Genomic DNA, 18,946 nt, shown 5'->3' with positions numbered 1-18,946 from the left:
ACTATAAAACTATATAATTCACACTTTTACTCATAGTCAAGATTTTTACGGTATCCTGGTAGAAACTAATGACCCTTATTGTCACTATTATATGAGGTATCTCTTACGAATATTATTATACCCTAAATTTTGTAAACCTGTCAACCGAAACGTATAAATTCTCATTATGTTAATCTAAAATTCGTATTTATTGTTGAAAAAAGTCTTTTATATCAATTTCTTTTTTACTTGAAATAGCTACTAGAAGCTTTATCCTCGCTTTTTGTCCAGGCATACTCTCTTCAAAAAGCACCCCTAAATCCTTAAGCATCTTACCTCCACCTTCATATCCATATGATTCATATACCCTTCCTTCAAAACATCTAGAAACTACAACTACAGGAATATTTCTATTCAACGCCCTTTTTATTCCATCAAGCATAGTTGGTGGAACATTTCCTCTTCCCATTGCTTCAATAACGATTCCTTTATATCCTTTTTCTATAAAATAATCTATGTAATCAGAATCCATTCCAGCTACGCATTTAATTAAAGCAACATTTTTCTCTATGCTATCAACATTATAAGCTTTATATTTCTTTGTGTTTCTATAAAATAAAACCTTATTGTTGTCTACTATTCCTATAGGTCCAAAGTTAGGAGTTCTAAATGCATTAAGAGCCATAGAATTTGCCTTAGTTACTTCTGCTGCTGAATTTAATTCACCATTAAAACAAACTAAAACTCCTCTCCCTTTTGCATCTTCAGAAATAGCAGTACATATTGATGTTGCTAGGTTAAAAGGTCCATCATATCCAAGTTCTGAACTGCTTCTCATTGCACCAGTTACTACTATAACTTTTTCTGTATTTATTGTTAAATCTAGAAAATATGCAGTCTCTTCTAAAGTATCTGTTCCATGGGTTAATACAACCCCCTCAATATCTTCTCTATCTACTAATCCTTTTATAAATTTGCTAAGCTCTAACATATTTTGAATTGTCATATGTGGAGAAGGTTTACTAGAAAAACTATACGACTCTACCTCTGCAAATTCTTCTATCCCAGTTACCATAGACATTATTTCTTCACCAGTTAAACTAGGGACTGCTGCCTTTATTCTTTCATCAACTTTCATAGATATTGTTCCACCATTAAAAACTACTGCTACCTTTTTCATACTTCCCCTCCTAAAGTTAATAATTAAATATTTTATCTTATTTAAATTTAATATCTGCAACTATTACATCATAAGTTCTTTAATTTAATATAATTATATATAAAAAAGTCGCCAAGACGAGCTTGCCGAGTCGTCGACTTTTTTCACGCATGTGCATTTCCGAAGCTTGCCTGAGGAAAATCTTGCACGCGTACTTTATTCTATTTTTTTACTCTATAAGGCTAACTTTAATAACTTATATGCTATAAATAATTTATTCACAGATTTTAGAAATATAATTTCCTATGGAGTAAAATAAAAACTCTTGGATAGTCCAAAAGTTTAAAAATAGATTATTGGTAGGTCGACTTATCCTACATCTCTTATTACTGATATTTCAGCGTGTGAGGAGCCATTTCTCACCTCAATAATCATATTTATTTTAAGCCAATATACATATTATAGCTTTAGGATTAAAATGTTTCAACTTTTATTTATTATTTCCATCTTATAAGCTTTCCACTATATAGCTTATTATTTATTTTTACATCGCTTATAGGATACATTGTAGAAACATATATATAATCTCTTTTATTATCTATATCTATACCTATTAGTATATTGCTATCTACTTTTTTTATTAATTCAATGTGAGTTCCCTTTTCAGTTAGCTTATATACCCCTATATAATCTGGATCTTCAATTACTTCTCTCATGAACTCTATTAAATTTCCAGATATTTTTTTACTTAAGTGTTTACCATGTCTCTTTTTAATATGCTTTATTACTCCTGGGGATGCATAGATGGTACCTGTAAATTTTACCCCTAAGTTTTCTGCCATTTTTTCTTTAAAATATCCTACTCTCTTATAGGCACAAAATTTTTCTTCCATAAATATTCCTCAATTCTGTATAGTGTATATTAGCTTTAATTTTTAAACATTCTATATAATATATTATTCATTGATGATACATAAATTTACTAATATTTTAATAGACAAAAAAAAGGTTAGTCAAATTTATGACTAACCTCTTTATATTATAGTATTATACAGATTAAACCACCGCTACCTTCATTTATTATCTTTTGAAGGGTTTTTTGAATTTTTATTTGGACATCATCTGGCATTTTATATAATTTATTTTGTAGGCCTTCTTTAATTAATACCTCTAAAGGCTTTCCAAACATATTACTTTGCCATAATGATGCAGGATCCTTTTCAAATTGATCCATTAATGATTTTACCAATTCTTCACTTTCTTTTTCTGATCCCATTATAGGGCTTATTTCAGTTTTAATATTGGCTTTTATAAAATGTAATGACGGAGCTGATGCTTTTAATTTAACTCCAAACTTAGTTCCTTGTTTAACCATTTCTGGCTCTTCAAATTTCATTTCTGCTAGTTGTGGTGCTACAAGACCATATCCAGTCTCTCTTACATCAATTAACGCATCCTTTACTTTATCATATTCTTTCTTAGCAAAATTAAGTTCTTTTATTAATGATAATAAATCACTTTCTGATTGAACATTTAAATCGCAAATTTCACTTAATATGTTATAGAATATTCCATCTTTAGGTTTCATTGTAATTGTAGCTGTACCCTCTCCCAAATTAACTGAACTCATTTCTGTTGGAGCTAAATTCTCTTCTTCTTTTAATAAATTTAATGTAGACCTAATATCTCTAACCTTGCTTATGTTTTCACACATTTCTTTTACTATATTAAAGAAATTTTTCTTAAGCCAATGCTCAGGCTCTAGTTTCTCAACCCAACTTGGCATATTAATATTTATTTCCTTTACAGGGAACTCCTTAAGTACATGCTTAAATATATCTTCTACATCATTTTCATTCATGTTTGCTACATCCATAGCTTGAACTGTAACATCATATTTTTCTTCTAAATCTTTTTTCATTGCTCTTGTTTCTGGAGCATTGACATATTTAGTGTTAAGTACAACTATAAAAGGCTTATTCATAGCCTTTAATTCTTCTATTACTCTTTCTTCCGCTTCTAAGTACTCACCTCTTTCTATGCCCGTAATACTACCATCAGTTGTTACTACAAGGCCTATGGTTGAATGATCTGTTATAACCTTTCTAGTTCCTATTTCTGCTGCATCTTCAAAAGGTATCTCGTATTCATACCATGGAGTATTTACCATTTTAGCTTCTTCACCATCCATATATCCTACTGCACCTTTTACAATGTATCCAACACAATCAACCATTCTAACTTTAAATTTTATGTCCTCATCAATAGTTATTTCTACTGCCTCATTCGGAATGAATTTAGGTTCCGTTGTATGAATACTCTTTCCTGATCCGCTTTGAGGTAATTCATCCTTTGCTCTTTCTTTCTTATAGTTATTATCAATCTTTGGTATTACCATAAGGTCCATGAATTTTTTAATAAATGTTGACTTACCTGTTCTAACAGGACCAACAACACCTACGTATATGTCTCCCTGTGTTCTTTCAGCTATATCCTTGTATATATTAAAACTGTCCACGGTGTACCCTCCCATTTATTTTTAACACTATATATATATTCAAGGATATAAAAAAATATACAACTTTTTAAAATTTTAATTCTTCCCTGAATTTTATATATAATAATATATTATTTCAAATTAGATAATATTACTTAACAATAAAGGAGAAGTAAAATTTACTTCTCCTTTATTGTTAATATATTTCGTTTTTTCTTTCTCTTTCCATTAAATCTACAACAGCCTCTTTAGGATTTTTATTTTGAAACAATATTTTATATAGAATATCTGTTATAGGCATCTCTATATTTAAGTCTTCTTTTAATTCATAGAAAGCCTTGCAAGCTTTAATTCCTTCTACTACCATTCCAACTTCATTTATAGCTTGATCAGTTGTTTTTCCTTCACCAATTAAAAATCCTGCTTTTCTATTTCTAGAATGAAGACTAGTACAGGTTACTATAAGGTCTCCCATTCCAGTTAGTCCAAGAAATGTCTCAGCTTTTCCACCTAGTTTCATTCCTATTCTAACTATTTCAGCCATACCTCTAGTCATAAGAGCTGCTTTTGAATTATCGCCATACCCAATTCCATCACAAACCCCAGCTGCTAATGCTATTATATTTTTAACTGCACCACCAATTTCAACACCTACTAAATCATCATTTGTATAAACTCTAAAGTTTCTATCTATAAATAGATCTTGAACTTTTTTTGCAGCCTCCATATCACGCGAGGATACAACAACTGTTGTTGGTATATTAAAAGCTACTTCTTCTGCATGACTAGGCCCAGATAATATTACAGCTTTATTATTAGGTAATTCTTCTTCTATAACTTGAGACAATCTTAAATTACTCTTCTCTTCGATTCCCTTTGCTATACTTATAATAATAGCATCATCGTTTATTTTTCCTTTTAATGATTTCGCTACAATTCTTATTACATGAGATGGAACTGATAAAACTATAAAATTTGCATCTCTTATAGCATCATCTAGATCAATATAAGCAGTGACATTTTCAGGTATATGTAAATTTTTAATATATCTGTCATTTTTTTTATTTATATTAATATCATCAACTACATGTTTATCTCTATCATATATACTAACTTTATTTCCCTTGTTAGCTAATAATATTCCTAGAGCAGTACCAAAGCTACCTCCTCCTAAAAAAGTCACATTCCTCATAATTATTCCTTCCTCTCCCTATATTCTACTTGAATACCTGTTCCACTAAAATCAAAACTTTCTCTTAATTGATTTTCTAAATATCTTTCGTAAGAAAAATGTGTTGCACTCGAATCATTAACAAAGAAAATAAACTTTGGAGGCTTTGAAGCAACTTGAGTTGCATAGTATATCTTCATTCTCTTTAGACCTACTATTGGAGGTTCTTTCATAAGAACTGCTTTGTTTATAACTTCATTTAATATCCCAGTAGGAATTCTCTTTGAATAGTTATCATAACATTCTTTTGCAATTTCTAATACTTTATGTGTTCTTTGTCCTGTCTTAGCGGATATAAATAAATATTTTGCATATTTTAAGAACTTAAGGCTCATTTGTAAATCTTCTTTATATCTTTGCATAGTTTTATCATCTTTTTCAATTAAATCCCATTTGTTAACTATAACCATTATAGCCTTATTCATTTCATGAGCATATCCTATTATTTTTTCATCTTGCTCAGTTACGCCTTCTGTAGCATCAATCATTAAAATACATACATCAGCTCTTTCTATTGCTGCATAGGTTCTAATTACTGAATATCTTTCTATTTCCTCTTTTACTTTGCTTTTTCTTCTAAGTCCTGCTGTATCAACTAGGATAAATTTTCCATGCTCTGTTTCTAAATTGCTATCTATAGAATCTCTTGTTGTTCCAGGTATATCTGAAACTATTAATCTATCTTCTCCAAGTAATTTATTTATTAAAGAAGATTTTCCTACATTAGGCTTACCTATCATGGCTATTCTTATAAATTCATCATCTTCATCATCTTCATTATATTTATCAAAGTTTTCAACTACTCTATCTAGCATATCTCCAAGACCTAATCCTTGTGATGCTGATATTGTTACTGGATCTCCTATACCTAAGTTATAGAACTCCCAAGCATTATCTTCCTCTTTTAAAGAATCTACTTTATTAACAACTAAAACAACTTCTTTTTTGCTTTTTCTAAGCATACTTGCTACTTCATGGTCAGCGGGTGTTAATCCTTCTTTACCATCAACAACAAACACTATAACATCTGCTGTTTCAATAGCTATATTAGCTTGCCTTCTCATTTGTTTAACAATTATATCTTCTCTTTCCGGTTCTATACCACCAGTATCTATCATTGTAAAATTATAGTTAAGCCATTCAGCTTGAGCATATACTCTATCTCTAGTTACACCTGGAGTGTCTTGAACTATAGATATCCTTTGCCCTGCTAACCTATTAAATAAAGTAGATTTACCTACATTTGGTCTTCCAACTATAGCAACTATCGGTTTACCCATTATTTTTCCTCCTCACAATTTGCATTTATTATGTCAATAAGGTCATCTCCTGTATAATCACAAACTATCACCTTAACGCCTAACGCTTTTTCTAAATCTTCAATTCTTAAATCATCCAGCATAATCATATCTGCTGGCCCAAGCTCATAACCTTTTCTAAACATATTATTTGGCATAATTAAATAATCTGTTTTTATCTTTCCTTTCAATTGATCTATTATATCAGTTCCAGTTAAAAGTCCTGCTACTGTTATAGTATTTCCAAAGAAATTATTAGTAACCTTATATACATCTATTTCAATATTAGCATTATTCTTCATTATAAGATCTGCGGATCTTTTTATCTCATCGTAAGCTAATTCACCAGTTACCATTGAAAAACTTCCCTTGGAAGTTGTATCTAGAAACTCTACAGATCTTTGAACAACCTCTCTAAAGTATCTAATCATACCTACTCCATCTTCTAACTGATCATATTCTGAGTAAAATTCTTCATTCGGAACATCTAAGCCAGCTACTACATAAAACTCATCTGATAATCTAACAAATGGAGCTCCTGTTTCTTCTATAAATTTCTTTTGTAGATCTTGAATCATCGTAATTTCATTCTTTGATGTTTCTTTTGTAAATGTATCTACATGAGGTAAGTTTTCTCTAAACTTAGTAATCCCTATAGGTACAACTGCAACATTTTTTACATATGGATGTAATTCGTATAAATCAGTTACAGTTTTTCTTAATTCTTCTCCATTATTTACATTAGGGATACATACTATTTGTGCATGCATTTCAATTTCTGCATCTCTTAGCTTTTTAAGCCTTTCCATTATAGCTCCAGCAAATCTATTTTTCAACATCATTACTCTTAGATCTGGATTAGTTGTATGTACTGAAATATTTATAGGACTTATCTTATATCTTATTATTCTATCTATGTCTTCATCTTTCATATTAGTTAAGGTAACAAAGTTACCTTGTAAAAATGATAATCTTGAATCATCATCTTTAAAATATAAAGTATTTCTCATACCTTTAGGAAGCTGATCTATAAAGCAAAACAGACATTTATTTGAGCAACTTTTTGCTTTATCCATTATCCCACCTTCAAATTCAAGGCCTAAATTTTCTCCATATTCCTTTTCAATTTCGTATTCCCATACCTCACCATTAGGCTTTTCAATTTCTAGAAGAATTTCTTCGTCTACTGCTAAAAATTTATAATCTATAATATCATCTATAGGCGTACCATTAATTGATAGTAATACATCATCAACTTCTATCCCAACCTCTTCTGCAATACTTCCAAGGTCTACTTTTTTAATTAAATTTTTCATATTTTTTCACCTCAATGTCTTAAACATATTATCTTTAATCATGTCATTCTATATAATAATTTTCTCCATTTATAAAAGAAAATATCTAAAATTCTCATGAATAAGCCATTTTATACTTAAAATAAAGGCTTATATTCTTATTGAGCAAACTTCACCCAAGTATAATAATCACTTGATGTTATATTACATTAATAATAATATCTAGTCAATAAAAAAGTCGCCAAGGCGAGCTTGTCTAGCCATGGACTTTTTAGCGCATGTGCATTTTCGAAGCTTGCCTGAGAAAAATCTTGCATACGCACTAAATTCGCGTTTTTACTCTTTAGGATATACCTTTAATAACTAAATATCTCACAATAGTTGTCTAAAATAAATATAAAAACATAACTTCCTAAAGAGTAAAAAACATCCCCATTATAGGGGATGTTTCATTTTATCTATTCGTTTAAGTCAACATAATTACCTTTCTTAGAGAATATTATCCATTCACATATGTTTGTTACATGGTCTCCAATTCTTTCTAAGTACTTTGATGCGAATAGTATTTGTGTTCCTTGATTTATCATTGATTCATCTGTTCCCATTTTCTTTAATACAATTGCAAACATCCCTCGATAAATCTCATCTACTCTATCATCCATATCACAAATTTCATATGCAGCTTTTTCATCTCCATTTACATAAGCCTCAATTGCCAGCTTTATCATACTTGTAATTATATCAACTATTTGCCAAACTGGAGCTATTTCATTTGAAAAGTTAACACCTTTAACTCTTGGAACTATTTTGCAAATATCTACTGCATAATCTGCCATTCTTTCAAGATCAGTTACTATTTTAGATGTAGTATATATACTTCTTAAATCTCTTGCAACTGGTGATTCAGTAGCCATAAATTTAATACACTTTTCTTCTATTTCCCTTTGAAGATTATCTACTTTATCATCGTTTTTTATAACCTCTTTAGCTAAATCTGAATTTTGATCTTTAAGTGCAATCATACTATCGTATATTTGTTTTTCTACTAAGCTAGCCATCTCAATAAGTTCTGAGTTTAGCAATTTTATCTTATTGCTCATTACTTCTCTCATCATTTCAAATCACCTCTTATATATTTTTTAACCGAATCTTCCAGTAATATAATCCTCTGTTCTCTTATCCTTAGGTTTATAGAATATATCTTCGGTATCTCCATATTCTATTATTTCACCATTTAAGAAAAATGCTGTTTTATCTGCAATTCTTCCTGCTTGTTGCATATTATGCGTTACTATTATAACTGTATACTTCTTTTTTAATTCTTCCATTAACTCTTCCATTTTATTAGTTGAAATAGGATCTAATGCAGATGTTGGTTCATCCATTAATATAACTTCAGGTGAAACTGCTATGGTTCTAGCTATACATAACCTTTGTTGTTGACCTCCTGATAAACCTAAAGCACTTTTTTTCAATCTATCTTTTACTTCATCCCAAAGTGCTGCACCTTTTAAGCTTTTCTCTACTATTTGATTTAGAGTTTTTTTATCTTTTATTCCATGAAGTCTAGGACCATATGCTATATTATCATAAATTGACATCGGAAATGGATTTGGTTTTTGAAAAACCATTCCTACTTTCGTTCTCAATGCAATTACATCTTTACTTTTATAAATATCGTCTCCATCAACTAATATTTCTCCATCTATTTTAACGTTATCTATTAAGTCATTCATTCTATTTAAAGTTCTTAAAAATGTTGATTTACCACAACCAGAAGGTCCAATAAATGCAGTAACTTTATTTTCCTCTAAATCTATATTTATATTTTTTAATGCTTGATTTTCACCATAATATAAGTTTAAATTTCTTACTTTTATTTTAGGCACTACTTCCTTTGACATCCTTACACCTCTTAGTTTTTTATTCTTAATTAGTAATTTGCCTTACTAAACTTCTTAGTTATTAATTTTGCTGAGATATTTAACACTAGTATTATAACAATTAAAACTATTCCAACAGCAGCAGCCTGTTCTATATCACCTGCTTCCTGAGTAACTAAATAAGATTGAACAGTTAATGTTCTCGCACTAGACATTATACCTTTAGGCATTTTTGCAACAGTACCTGCTGTTAAAAGTATTGCTGCTGACTCTCCAACTACACGTCCTACTGAAAGTATAACTCCAACTAATATACCTGGTATAGCACTTGGAACTACAACTTTATAAAGGGTTTGGAACCTTGTAGCTCCAAGCCCTAGTGAAGCTTCCTTATATGAAGAAGGAACTGCTTTTAAGGCCTCTTCTGTTGTTCTAATTATAACTGGTAATATTATAATTGAAACTGTTAAAGATCCTGCTAATAAAGAATATCCAAATTTTAAAGTAACAACAAAAAATATTGATCCAAATAATCCATATACAATAGATGGTATTCCAGATAAGCTTTCTGTTGCAAATCTTATTAACTTTACCATTTTCCCTTGTTTTGCATACTCTGTTAAATGAATTGCTGCAAGTACTCCTATAGGGGTTGCTACTATTATAGATATAAAAACTGTATATAAAGTAGCTACTATCATAGGTAAAATTCCACCATTACCTGATGCTGAATAATTTTTAGTTAAAAAATCTATACTTATGTGCTTATATCCTTTAATAAATATAAAACCTAAAATGCATATTAATATTCCAACTGTAAGTCCAGCAGAAATCCATAATAGCCCCTTTAAAATATTTTCTTTTAATTTTCTCATCTTTAATTACCTTCCTTATTAGAAAGTTTACTTAATACTAAATTTAATAATAATATAAACAAGAATAATATAACCCCTGTTGCAAATAACATCTCCTGATGAGTTCCAAACGCATAACCCATTTCTAATGCTATATTAGTAGTTAATGGTCTAACAGGATCTGTTAATAATTTAGGAATAATAGGTGAGTTTCCTGCTACTAATATTATTGCCATAGTTTCTCCTATTGCTCTACCTATCCCTAGCACTACAGCTGCTAAAATACCAGACTTTGCAGCTGGTACAACCACTTTAAATGTAGTTTCTATATGTGAAGCTCCAAGAGCTAAAGAGCCCTCCTTATAATGTTTAGGAACTGCTCTTATGGCAGTTTCTGAAACTGTTACTATTGTTGGTAGCATCATAACAGATAAAACTATTATAACTGCTAAAAGGCTTTGTCCCTTTGGAAGATTGAAAGTATTCATAATCCATGGTACTATCACTGCCAGACCAAACACACCATATAGAACAGAAGGAATGCCAGCTAATAATTCTACTGATGCTGATATTATTTTGCCCACTCTTTTTGGGGCAATCTCAGCTATAAATATAGCTGTTAAAATCCCAACTGGTACCCCTATTATAAGAGAACCCAATGTTCCAAATACAGAAGCTAAAACCATTGGCAAAATACCGAACTTTTCTGATGTAGGTATCCATTTTGTCCCAAATAAAAATTCTTTAAATGAATATCCTTTACTAATAAAAGGCGTTAATCCCTTATAAAATACAAAACTTATAATTAATAACAAACTTATTACTGCAATAAGAGCACTTACCAAAAATACTCCTTTTGATACATTTTCTACTATATACTTACTATTATTCTTTTTAACATTCAACATGCTTAACCCTCTCCTATGAAAGTAAGAATGCCCTTAAAGGAGCATTCTTGATAACCTAAAGTTATTTAACTGGAATTAACTTATTTTCTTTAACTATCGTTTGCCCTGCATCGCTTAATATAAAGTCTATTAGCTTTTGACCCGCTTCTGTTAAGTCTCCCTCTTTGGATAATACTAAGAATGGTCTTGAAATCTTATATTGACCTGATTTCACTAAATCAGCATTAGGCTCAACTCCCTCAACATTAACTATATTTACTTTATCATCTAAGTATTCAAAGGATACAAATCCTATTGCATTTTCATTTCCAGCTACCATTTCTTTTAATCCACCATTACCATTAGAAATCATCGCATCAGATCTTAGTTCTTCTGATTTATATTTAACTATTTCTTGGAATGCATCTCTTGTTCCTGATCCTTCTTCTCTTGAAGCAACAACTATTGGTGCATCTTTTCCGCCTTCAATTTCTTTCCAATTAGTTATTTTACCAGTATATATACCCTTTATTTGATCTAATGTAATATTCTTAATAGGATTACTTTTATTAGTTATAATTGCTATACCATCATATGCTATAACTGTTCCCTTAACTTCTTTTGCCTCTTCAGATTTCAATTCTCTTGAAGACATTCCAAGTTCTGATACTCCATTTATAGTGTCTTTAATTCCTGCTGATGATCCTACTTGATTTATCTCTATTGAAACATTCTTATTATCGCTTTCATACTTTTCAGCAAGCTTCTCCATTAATGGTCCAACTGATGTTGATCCTGAAATTGATATTGTTGTTGACTCTTTCTTGCTTTTTTTGTCGCCTTCTTTATCGCTTGAACAACCTACAAAAGCCCCTCCTACCATTGAAACTAATAAGGCAGTGCATATAAGTTTTAAGCTCTTTCTTTTCATAAAATTCTCCTCCAGATTAATAATTTAAATTTTAAAATTTAAATCTATTCATTTTTATTATTAATTTTCTTTACATACTAATATTAATCCCTAAAAGTTAAATAAATATTAGTTAAAAGTTAAGAAAAGTTATATAAATGTTAAAAAATTTTAACAATAACAGCTTTTTATATGCAAAAAAAGGAAAAGATTAATAAAATCCTTTCCTTTTTAATAGATAGAGTCATTAAATTTTATACTTTTTCTTAATTTTATAGTGAATTTAGTACCTATATTTAATTTAGACTTAACAAAAATTTCTCCATTAAACATCTTTACTATATGTTTTACTATTGCCAACCCTAAACCTGTTCCACCCTTAGCTCTTGATTTATCAACTCTATAAAACCTTTCAAATATTCTTGGTAAATCTTCTTTTGGAATGCCAACTCCATTATCTTCTACTTCTATATAAACATATTCTTTAATATCATAAGTTATTATCTTTATATTAGATCTATTGCTTGAATACTTAATCGCATTTTCTACTAAATTTAATATCATTTGAAAGAACTTATCACTATCTCCAATTAATTCATTAGTTCCTTCATTTATAAATTCAATAGTTATTTCTTTTTTGCCCATTTGAGGAGTCACCATATTTATTACATCTTCTATAACTTTATTTGGATTAAATTTATCTTTTTTCATTTTATGATTATTTTCAATATTAGAAAGAATTAAAATATCATTTATTAAATTTGTAAGCCTTTCTGCTTCTTTATCAATTATATCTAAAAATTTATTTCTAGTATTTATATCCTCAACAAACTTAAGTGTTTCTGCAAAACCTTTTATAGATGTTAATGGTGTTTTTAACTCGTGGGAAACATTTGCAACAAATTGGCTTCTAATATTTTCAAGCCTTTTTATATCTGTTATATCTTGTACAGTTACAACAACTCCTATAGGTATCTTTTTATCATTTATTATAGGAGATTTTTTTATTCTAAGTTCTTTTGGTATAGGATGAATAAGTTTTATTTCTTTCGTTTCTATTGCTGGTATATTTCTCATGAAACTTATTATATCATAATCTATTATATACTCTGATATATTTTCACCTATAATATCCTTTGTTATTCCAAACAAATTTTTAGCATATGGATTTATTAACATTACTTTTTGCTTATTGTCTATAGCAATTACTCCACTTTCCATACTTTCTAAAATGGCCTCTAATTTATTCCTCTTGTCTAAAGAATCATTTATTTTAGATTGTAACTGATCTGCCATATTATTGAATGTACTTGCTAATGAACCTATTTCATCATTTGTATATATATTCACCCTTCTACTATAATCTCCATTAGCTATTTTGTTTGTCGCAATTTCTAGTTCTTTAACAGGATAAATAATAGCTCTTATTAGCTTTAATGATAGCCCTAAGGATAAAAGAACTACAAATATTATTACAATAATATAGTATTTAATATAATCTTCTGAAAAGACCCTTATTGTATATAAAGGTAATGAAGCTCTTATTATCATGTTATCATTTATCTTTGTTGCATAGTAAACTACATTAGTCCCTTGAGTACTACTATATCTAGTTGAAGACGCCTCGTCATTTTTAAATGCTGCAATTACTTCTTCTCTATTTAAATGATTTTCTAAATTTTCATTATCTGTATCACTTAACACATTTCCATCTTTATCTATAAGTGTAAATCTAACTTTAGTATTATTTATTTTAAAATCTTGTAAGTCCTCATTATTAAATCTATTTAATTTTATTACTAAATTGTTATAAATAGATAAAACTTCCTTAGTTTTATCTATTTCTTTAAGGTTTACTAAGGCAATAAAAGAACATGTAACTATTAGTAATGCAAATATTACAGTTATTAATGATGATAATAATATTCTTTTTTTCATAGCTTAATTATTAGGATTAAACCTATATCCTACTCCTCTTATAGTCTCTATAAATCTTGGATTTTTATCATCTACTTCAATTTTCTTTCTTAAATATCTTATATGTACATCTACAGTTCTAGTTTCACCTACATATTCATATCCCCATATTTTATCTAAAAGAGTTTCCCTAGTTAATATTTTACCTCTATTTTTAACCAATATTTCTAATAATTCAAATTCTTTTAATGTTAAATCTATTTTTTTATCTTGTATAATTACTTCTCTTCTATCAAAGTTTATAAATATACCATTAGCCTTAAAGATTTCTTCACTTCTATCTAAGGATTTTGTTCTTCTTAAAACTGCTTTTATTCTTGCTAATAATTCTCTTATAGAAAAAGGTTTTGTCATATAATCATCTGCGCCAAGCTCTAATCCTAATATCTTATCTAATTCTTCCCCCTTTGCTGTAAGCATTATTACAGAAATATCTTTAGTTTCACTATCATTTCTAATAGCTTTACAAACATCAAATCCATCTAATCCAGGAATCATTAAATCTAATAACATAAGTTTTGGATTTTCTTCTTTGGCAAGTCTTACAGCATCTAACCCATTATTAGCTGTTATAACCTTATAACCTGAGCTTGTTAAATTATAACTTATTAATTCAACTATATGATCTTCATCATCTACTACTAATATCTTTTCTTCTGACATAAGTAACTCCTCCTTACTCTATAAATGCAAATGAAAATAATCGACCATAAGTACCCTCTGATTTTCTATAAGAATAAAGTTCTATATCATTTTCACAATAAGTACATAAATCAAGTAAATATATATTATTATCCATAATACCTAAATCTTTTAGGTCCTTTACAATGCATTCTTTTAAACTTAAATTTCTTCCATTAAATAGTTTTTCCTCATCTATACCTGTTTTATCTAAAAAGTTTTGTTTCAATTCATTAGAAACTTCATAGCAGCATTGTTTTATATGTGGACCTATGAAAATCTTAGTTTCTTTTATATCTATTTTAAACTCTTCCTTCATCTTTATTAATGTTTTCAGTACTATTGAATTAAATGTTCCTTTCCATCCACTGTGAATAGTAGCAATAGCCTTAGATTTTTCATTAACTATAATTATAGGAACACAATCGGCTGTAAATACCCCTATTGCAATATCTTTCTCAGAAGTTATTATTCCATCTCCTTCTTCTTCTTTTATGTTTTTATAATCTTTGTTATAAATATAAACCTTGTCACTGTGGACTTGATTTAAATAAATAACATCTTTTAACTTAAAATCTTCCTTTATACTATTTAAATTTTCTACTCCATACTCTGTATGCCTATTAAAACTTCTATCTTCTTCTGCTGTAGAAAATACTACATTTGTACTACCAACTTTGTAAATTAAAAAATCTCTTTTTTTATCAAAATTATTTGGTGTTAAGATTATCATAACGCCACCTCTTTTAATTTATTTTAATACATTTTACCATTTATTGATCATATTTTCTATTTTTTTAATTATTTAAGTATATTTTAACCTATTTTTAACCAAAAAAGTTAACTTAAAATAGATCTTTCTATTTTAAGTTAACTAATTATTCCTTAGAAACTAGATTTTTAATTTCTTCCAAAAATGTATTTATGTCTTTAAATTGTCTATAAACTGAAGCAAATCTAACATAAGATATTTCATCTAAATTCTTAAGTCTTTCCATAACCATTTCTCCAATAATCTTAGACTCTACTTCTGTTATCATCTTATTAGAAATAGATTTTTCTATATCTTCTGCCAGCTCTTCTATTTGTTTTCTTGATATAGGTCTCTTTTGACAAGCTATTATAAGTCCATTAATTATCTTTTCCTTATTAAAATTTTCTCTTGTCAAATCTCTCTTAACAACTAATATAGGAATGTCTTCAACTTTTTCATAAGTAGTATATCTTTTATTACAACTTAAACATTCTCTTCTTCTTCTAATAGTAGTGTTATCGTCTGTAGATCTAGAATCTACAACTTTACTCTCTTCAAATAAGCAAAAGGGACATCTCATTTCTATCCACGCCTTTCCTAAGTATTATCTTAAGTATATATAAATTATACAAGCTTTTTTAATCTATTGCTAGATATTATTTGATAAATTAAAATCATCTATATCAGAACCATTAACTAATATAACCTCTATACCTGCTTTTGTTACTTTACTCCATGGTATTTCCAAGTCCTCTTCCTTACTAAACCAACTCTTGTTAGCTCCTGGTAATATAATTGATATTACTTTGCTTTCTTCAACATCAATAACAAAATCTTTTATAAAACCCATTTTAGATCCTGTTTTTATATCTATTACCTCCATTGTTCTAAGAGCATTTAAAGAATGTAATAAAAGTTCTTCCTCAGTCTCTGAATACATATCAGCTTCTACTTTTGTGTTATCAAATAACCCCATAAACTTATCCCCCTTTAAATAATGGCATGTACATATTTTATTAGTTTAAAAGAGCTCTTTAAGAGCTCTATACATATTTTCTCATATGCTTTAATGCAGTTTTTTCTAATCTAGATACTTGAGCTTGAGATATGCCTATCTCATCCGCTACCTCCATTTGAGTTCTTCCATTAAAAAATCTTAATGTTAGTATTAATTTTTCTCTATCATTTAATTTTTTCATAGCCTCTTTAATAGATATATTTTCAAGCCAGTTTTCATCAGTATTTTTAGAATCACTTATTTGGTCCATTACATATATAGCATCTCCACCATCATGATATATAGGTTCAAATAGAGACACTGGATCTTGAATAGCATCTAATGCAAATACTACCTCTTCTCTTGGTAAATTAAGTTCTTTAGCTATTTGTGAGATATTAGGTTCCTTATTATTATCTTTTATAAGTTTATCTCTAACTAATAATGCCTTGTAAGCAATATCCCTTAATGATCTACTTACTCTTATTGAATTATTATCTCTTAAATACCTTCTTATTTCACCTATTATCATGGGTACTGCATAAGTTGAAAACTTAACATTTTGACCCAAATCAAAGTTATCTATGGCTTTCATTAATCCTATACATCCAACTTGAAATAAGTCATCAACATTTTCCCCTCTATTATTGAATCTCTGTATCACACTTAAAACTAACCTTAAGTTTCCCTTAATAAAAGTTTCTCTAGCATCTTTATTTCCATCTCTCATACTTAAAAGTAGTTCTCTTTTTTCTTTCTCTTTTAATATAGGTAGTTTGGAGGTATTTACACCACATATCTCTACTTTATTAATAATCAAGCTCATCAACCCCTTCGGAAGTAATAACATACTGCATTAAAAAGTATCCCCGAGAGTTATAGCTTTTATACTAAAGACAACCTAAATCATTTTATTGATTTCTTTTTTTAATCTATTTATTATTTTCTTTTCTAATCTAGAAATATAAGATTGAGATATTCCAAGCATGTCAGCTACTTCTTTTTGTGTCTTTTCTCTAGTACCATTTAAACCAAATCTTAGCTTTACAATTTCTTTTTCTCTATCATTTAAATGTTTTAATGCTAAAAATAATAATTCTCTATCAACTTCATCCTCTATTAAGTTATAAACTGTGTCATTTTCTGTTCCTAAAATATCAGATAGTAAAAGTTCATTACCATCCCAATCTATATTTAAAGGCTCATAAAATGATATTTCTGCTTTTACCTTACTATTTCTCCTTAAATACATCAAAATTTCATTTTCAATACATCTTGAAGCATATGTAGCTAACTTTATTTTCTTTTCAGGATTAAATGTATTGACAGCTTTAATTAATCCTATTGTTCCTACAGATATTAAGTCTTCTACGCATACTCCTGTATTTTCAAATTTTCTAGCTATATAAACAACTAGCCTTAAATTTCTCTCTATTAATATATCTCTTATAGATTCATCTCCATGTATAAGCTTTTCTACAAGTTCTTCTTCTTCTTCTTTTTTTAATGGTGGCGGAAGTGCATCATTCCCACCTACATAATGAACTTCTCTTCTAAAAATTTTAATCTTTTGTAAAATCCTATTTATTAATACTCTTAAACTTATCATAATATCACCTATATTACCCCTCTTGATAGTAATGCATTAAATTCATTTTCTTTACTTAATTTATTTTTACAACTACAAATTATAACTTCTACTGTTTTCCATTCTTTATCTTCTCCTCGAATTCTAACTCTTTCACTTTTGAATCCCTTTAAATTTCCTTCTTCTCCTATAGTGCTATATGGAATATAAAATTCTTCATCACTTGGTAAATTAAATCCATTCAAAAAATTATTTTCTATTATTATACAAGGCAAATTTGTTACAGGTTCCCTTAGGGCATTTCCAGTATCTAATAAACCTTTTAAAGATAAAGTATTCTTCTCATGTGAAATCTCTATTTCGTATATAAAATTTTTTATTAAGGCTCTTTCTCTTAAGTAATCTACTACTCTAACTATAACTATGTATAGTATCATTATTGAGATTATTAAATATTTTATAGAATAATTTCTAATTTCAAAAACTCTAAAAACACTATATTGATTGTCCATCATTGAAAAGGCAAAACAAATCCCGCATAATGTAAAAGATACTATCAAAAAAGTTGCTGAAGCCTTTATTATATTTATTGTTTTAAGGTTTTTATTAGTTATTACTATCATTAACAAAACAACAGCAATTTTAAATGGTAAAGATGTTAAAATACTATTTTCTAAAAATAAAGCTATTGTATAAAAAGCTCCTACTATAGCCCCAATATAAATAGTTTTGCTATATTTATATCTAAGTACTTTCATAGTAATTAATAATAAAAATAAGTTTACAATAAAGTTTTCTATTATAAGTATATCTATGTAAACTACCATACGCATCTCCCCCTCTGTAATTAAATTATAAACTGTTAGCTTTTAAAATTTTGTCATAAAAACTCTTTATAAAATATATTTTCATCCCTTATTTACTACATATATTTACACTTATTTGATTATTTTAAT

Annotated in this window: 19 protein-coding genes and 1 riboswitch; all 19 genes read right to left on the bottom strand. The window is 28.5% G+C overall.

Features of this window, described 5'->3' with window-relative positions; translation table 11 throughout:
- Positions 1-13 precede the first annotated feature (13 nt).
- Positions 14-115, bottom strand: a riboswitch (purine riboswitch).
- A gap of 72 nt (positions 116-187) precedes the next feature.
- Entirely contained in the window at positions 188-1,159 is a 972-nt protein-coding gene (locus ACH36K_RS08400; RefSeq protein ID WP_411170484.1) for an asparaginase, read from the bottom strand.
- A 476-nt stretch (positions 1,160-1,635) separates the two neighbouring features.
- Positions 1,636-2,031, bottom strand: a complete 396-nt coding sequence (locus ACH36K_RS08395) for a PBECR2 nuclease fold domain-containing protein (RefSeq protein ID WP_411170483.1) — start codon at positions 2,029-2,031, stop codon at positions 1,636-1,638.
- A gap of 146 nt (positions 2,032-2,177) precedes the next feature.
- Positions 2,178-3,656, bottom strand: a complete 1,479-nt coding sequence (gene spoIVA / locus ACH36K_RS08390) for a stage IV sporulation protein A (RefSeq protein ID WP_411170482.1) — start codon at positions 3,654-3,656, stop codon at positions 2,178-2,180.
- Between the two features lie 175 nt (positions 3,657-3,831).
- Positions 3,832-4,827: an NAD(P)H-dependent glycerol-3-phosphate dehydrogenase gene (locus tag ACH36K_RS08385; protein WP_411170481.1), complete on the bottom strand. Its 996-nt coding sequence runs from the start codon at positions 4,825-4,827 to the stop codon at positions 3,832-3,834.
- Positions 4,828-4,829: 2 nt separating this feature from the next.
- Positions 4,830-6,146, bottom strand: a complete 1,317-nt coding sequence (der, locus tag ACH36K_RS08380) for a ribosome biogenesis GTPase Der (protein ID WP_411170480.1) — start codon at positions 6,144-6,146, stop codon at positions 4,830-4,832.
- Complete coding sequence (locus ACH36K_RS08375) at positions 6,146-7,480, bottom strand: DUF512 domain-containing protein (RefSeq protein WP_411170479.1); 1,335 nt, start codon at positions 7,478-7,480, stop codon at positions 6,146-6,148. The genes der and ACH36K_RS08375 overlap by 1 nt, the downstream gene beginning before the upstream one ends.
- A 437-nt stretch (positions 7,481-7,917) precedes the next feature.
- The gene (gene phoU / locus ACH36K_RS08370; RefSeq protein WP_411170478.1) at positions 7,918-8,574 is read right to left on the bottom strand and encodes a phosphate signaling complex protein PhoU; all 657 of its coding nucleotides are present in this window, start codon (positions 8,572-8,574) and stop codon (positions 7,918-7,920) included.
- 24 nt (positions 8,575-8,598) lie between these two features.
- Positions 8,599-9,363: a phosphate ABC transporter ATP-binding protein PstB gene (gene pstB, locus ACH36K_RS08365; protein WP_411170477.1), complete on the bottom strand. Its 765-nt coding sequence runs from the start codon at positions 9,361-9,363 to the stop codon at positions 8,599-8,601.
- Between the two features lie 29 nt (positions 9,364-9,392).
- Positions 9,393-10,217: a phosphate ABC transporter permease PstA gene (gene pstA / locus ACH36K_RS08360; RefSeq protein ID WP_411170476.1), complete on the bottom strand. Its 825-nt coding sequence runs from the start codon at positions 10,215-10,217 to the stop codon at positions 9,393-9,395.
- 2 nt (positions 10,218-10,219) lie between these two features.
- Positions 10,220-11,104: a phosphate ABC transporter permease subunit PstC gene (gene pstC, locus ACH36K_RS08355; protein WP_411170475.1), complete on the bottom strand. Its 885-nt coding sequence runs from the start codon at positions 11,102-11,104 to the stop codon at positions 10,220-10,222.
- 61 nt (positions 11,105-11,165) lie between these two features.
- Complete coding sequence (locus ACH36K_RS08350) at positions 11,166-12,014, bottom strand: phosphate ABC transporter substrate-binding protein (RefSeq protein ID WP_411170474.1); 849 nt, start codon at positions 12,012-12,014, stop codon at positions 11,166-11,168.
- A 210-nt stretch (positions 12,015-12,224) separates the two neighbouring features.
- Positions 12,225-13,931 (bottom strand): ATP-binding protein, encoded by a 1,707-nt coding sequence (locus tag ACH36K_RS08345; protein WP_411170473.1) that lies wholly within the window; start codon positions 13,929-13,931, stop codon positions 12,225-12,227.
- Positions 13,932-13,934: 3 nt separating this feature from the next.
- The gene (locus ACH36K_RS08340) at positions 13,935-14,633 is read right to left on the bottom strand and encodes a winged helix-turn-helix domain-containing protein (RefSeq protein WP_411170472.1); all 699 of its coding nucleotides are present in this window, start codon (positions 14,631-14,633) and stop codon (positions 13,935-13,937) included.
- Between the two features lie 13 nt (positions 14,634-14,646).
- Positions 14,647-15,384, bottom strand: a complete 738-nt coding sequence (pgeF, locus tag ACH36K_RS08335) for a peptidoglycan editing factor PgeF (protein WP_411170471.1) — start codon at positions 15,382-15,384, stop codon at positions 14,647-14,649.
- 145 nt (positions 15,385-15,529) lie between these two features.
- Positions 15,530-15,985, bottom strand: coding sequence for a transcriptional regulator NrdR (gene nrdR / locus ACH36K_RS08330; RefSeq protein WP_411170470.1), 456 nt, complete (start codon positions 15,983-15,985; stop codon positions 15,530-15,532).
- Positions 15,986-16,054: 69 nt separating this feature from the next.
- Complete coding sequence (locus tag ACH36K_RS08325; RefSeq protein WP_411170469.1) at positions 16,055-16,381, bottom strand: YlmC/YmxH family sporulation protein; 327 nt, start codon at positions 16,379-16,381, stop codon at positions 16,055-16,057.
- 67 nt (positions 16,382-16,448) lie between these two features.
- Entirely contained in the window at positions 16,449-17,222 is a 774-nt protein-coding gene (sigG, locus tag ACH36K_RS08320; RefSeq protein ID WP_411170468.1) for an RNA polymerase sporulation sigma factor SigG, read from the bottom strand.
- Positions 17,223-17,303: 81 nt separating this feature from the next.
- Complete coding sequence (sigE, locus tag ACH36K_RS08315; RefSeq protein ID WP_411170467.1) at positions 17,304-18,011, bottom strand: RNA polymerase sporulation sigma factor SigE; 708 nt, start codon at positions 18,009-18,011, stop codon at positions 17,304-17,306.
- Between the two features lie 8 nt (positions 18,012-18,019).
- Positions 18,020-18,817, bottom strand: coding sequence for a sigma-E processing peptidase SpoIIGA (spoIIGA, locus tag ACH36K_RS08310; protein ID WP_411170466.1), 798 nt, complete (start codon positions 18,815-18,817; stop codon positions 18,020-18,022).
- Positions 18,818-18,946 lie beyond the last annotated feature (129 nt).

Origin of the sequence: Clostridium sp. MB05 (genome assembly GCF_046581255.1) — a bacterium.
Taxonomy (GTDB): domain Bacteria; phylum Bacillota; class Clostridia; order Clostridiales; family Clostridiaceae; genus Clostridium.
Note: the sequence above shows the minus strand (reverse complement) of the source record. Positions and strands in the feature narration are given on the sequence as shown.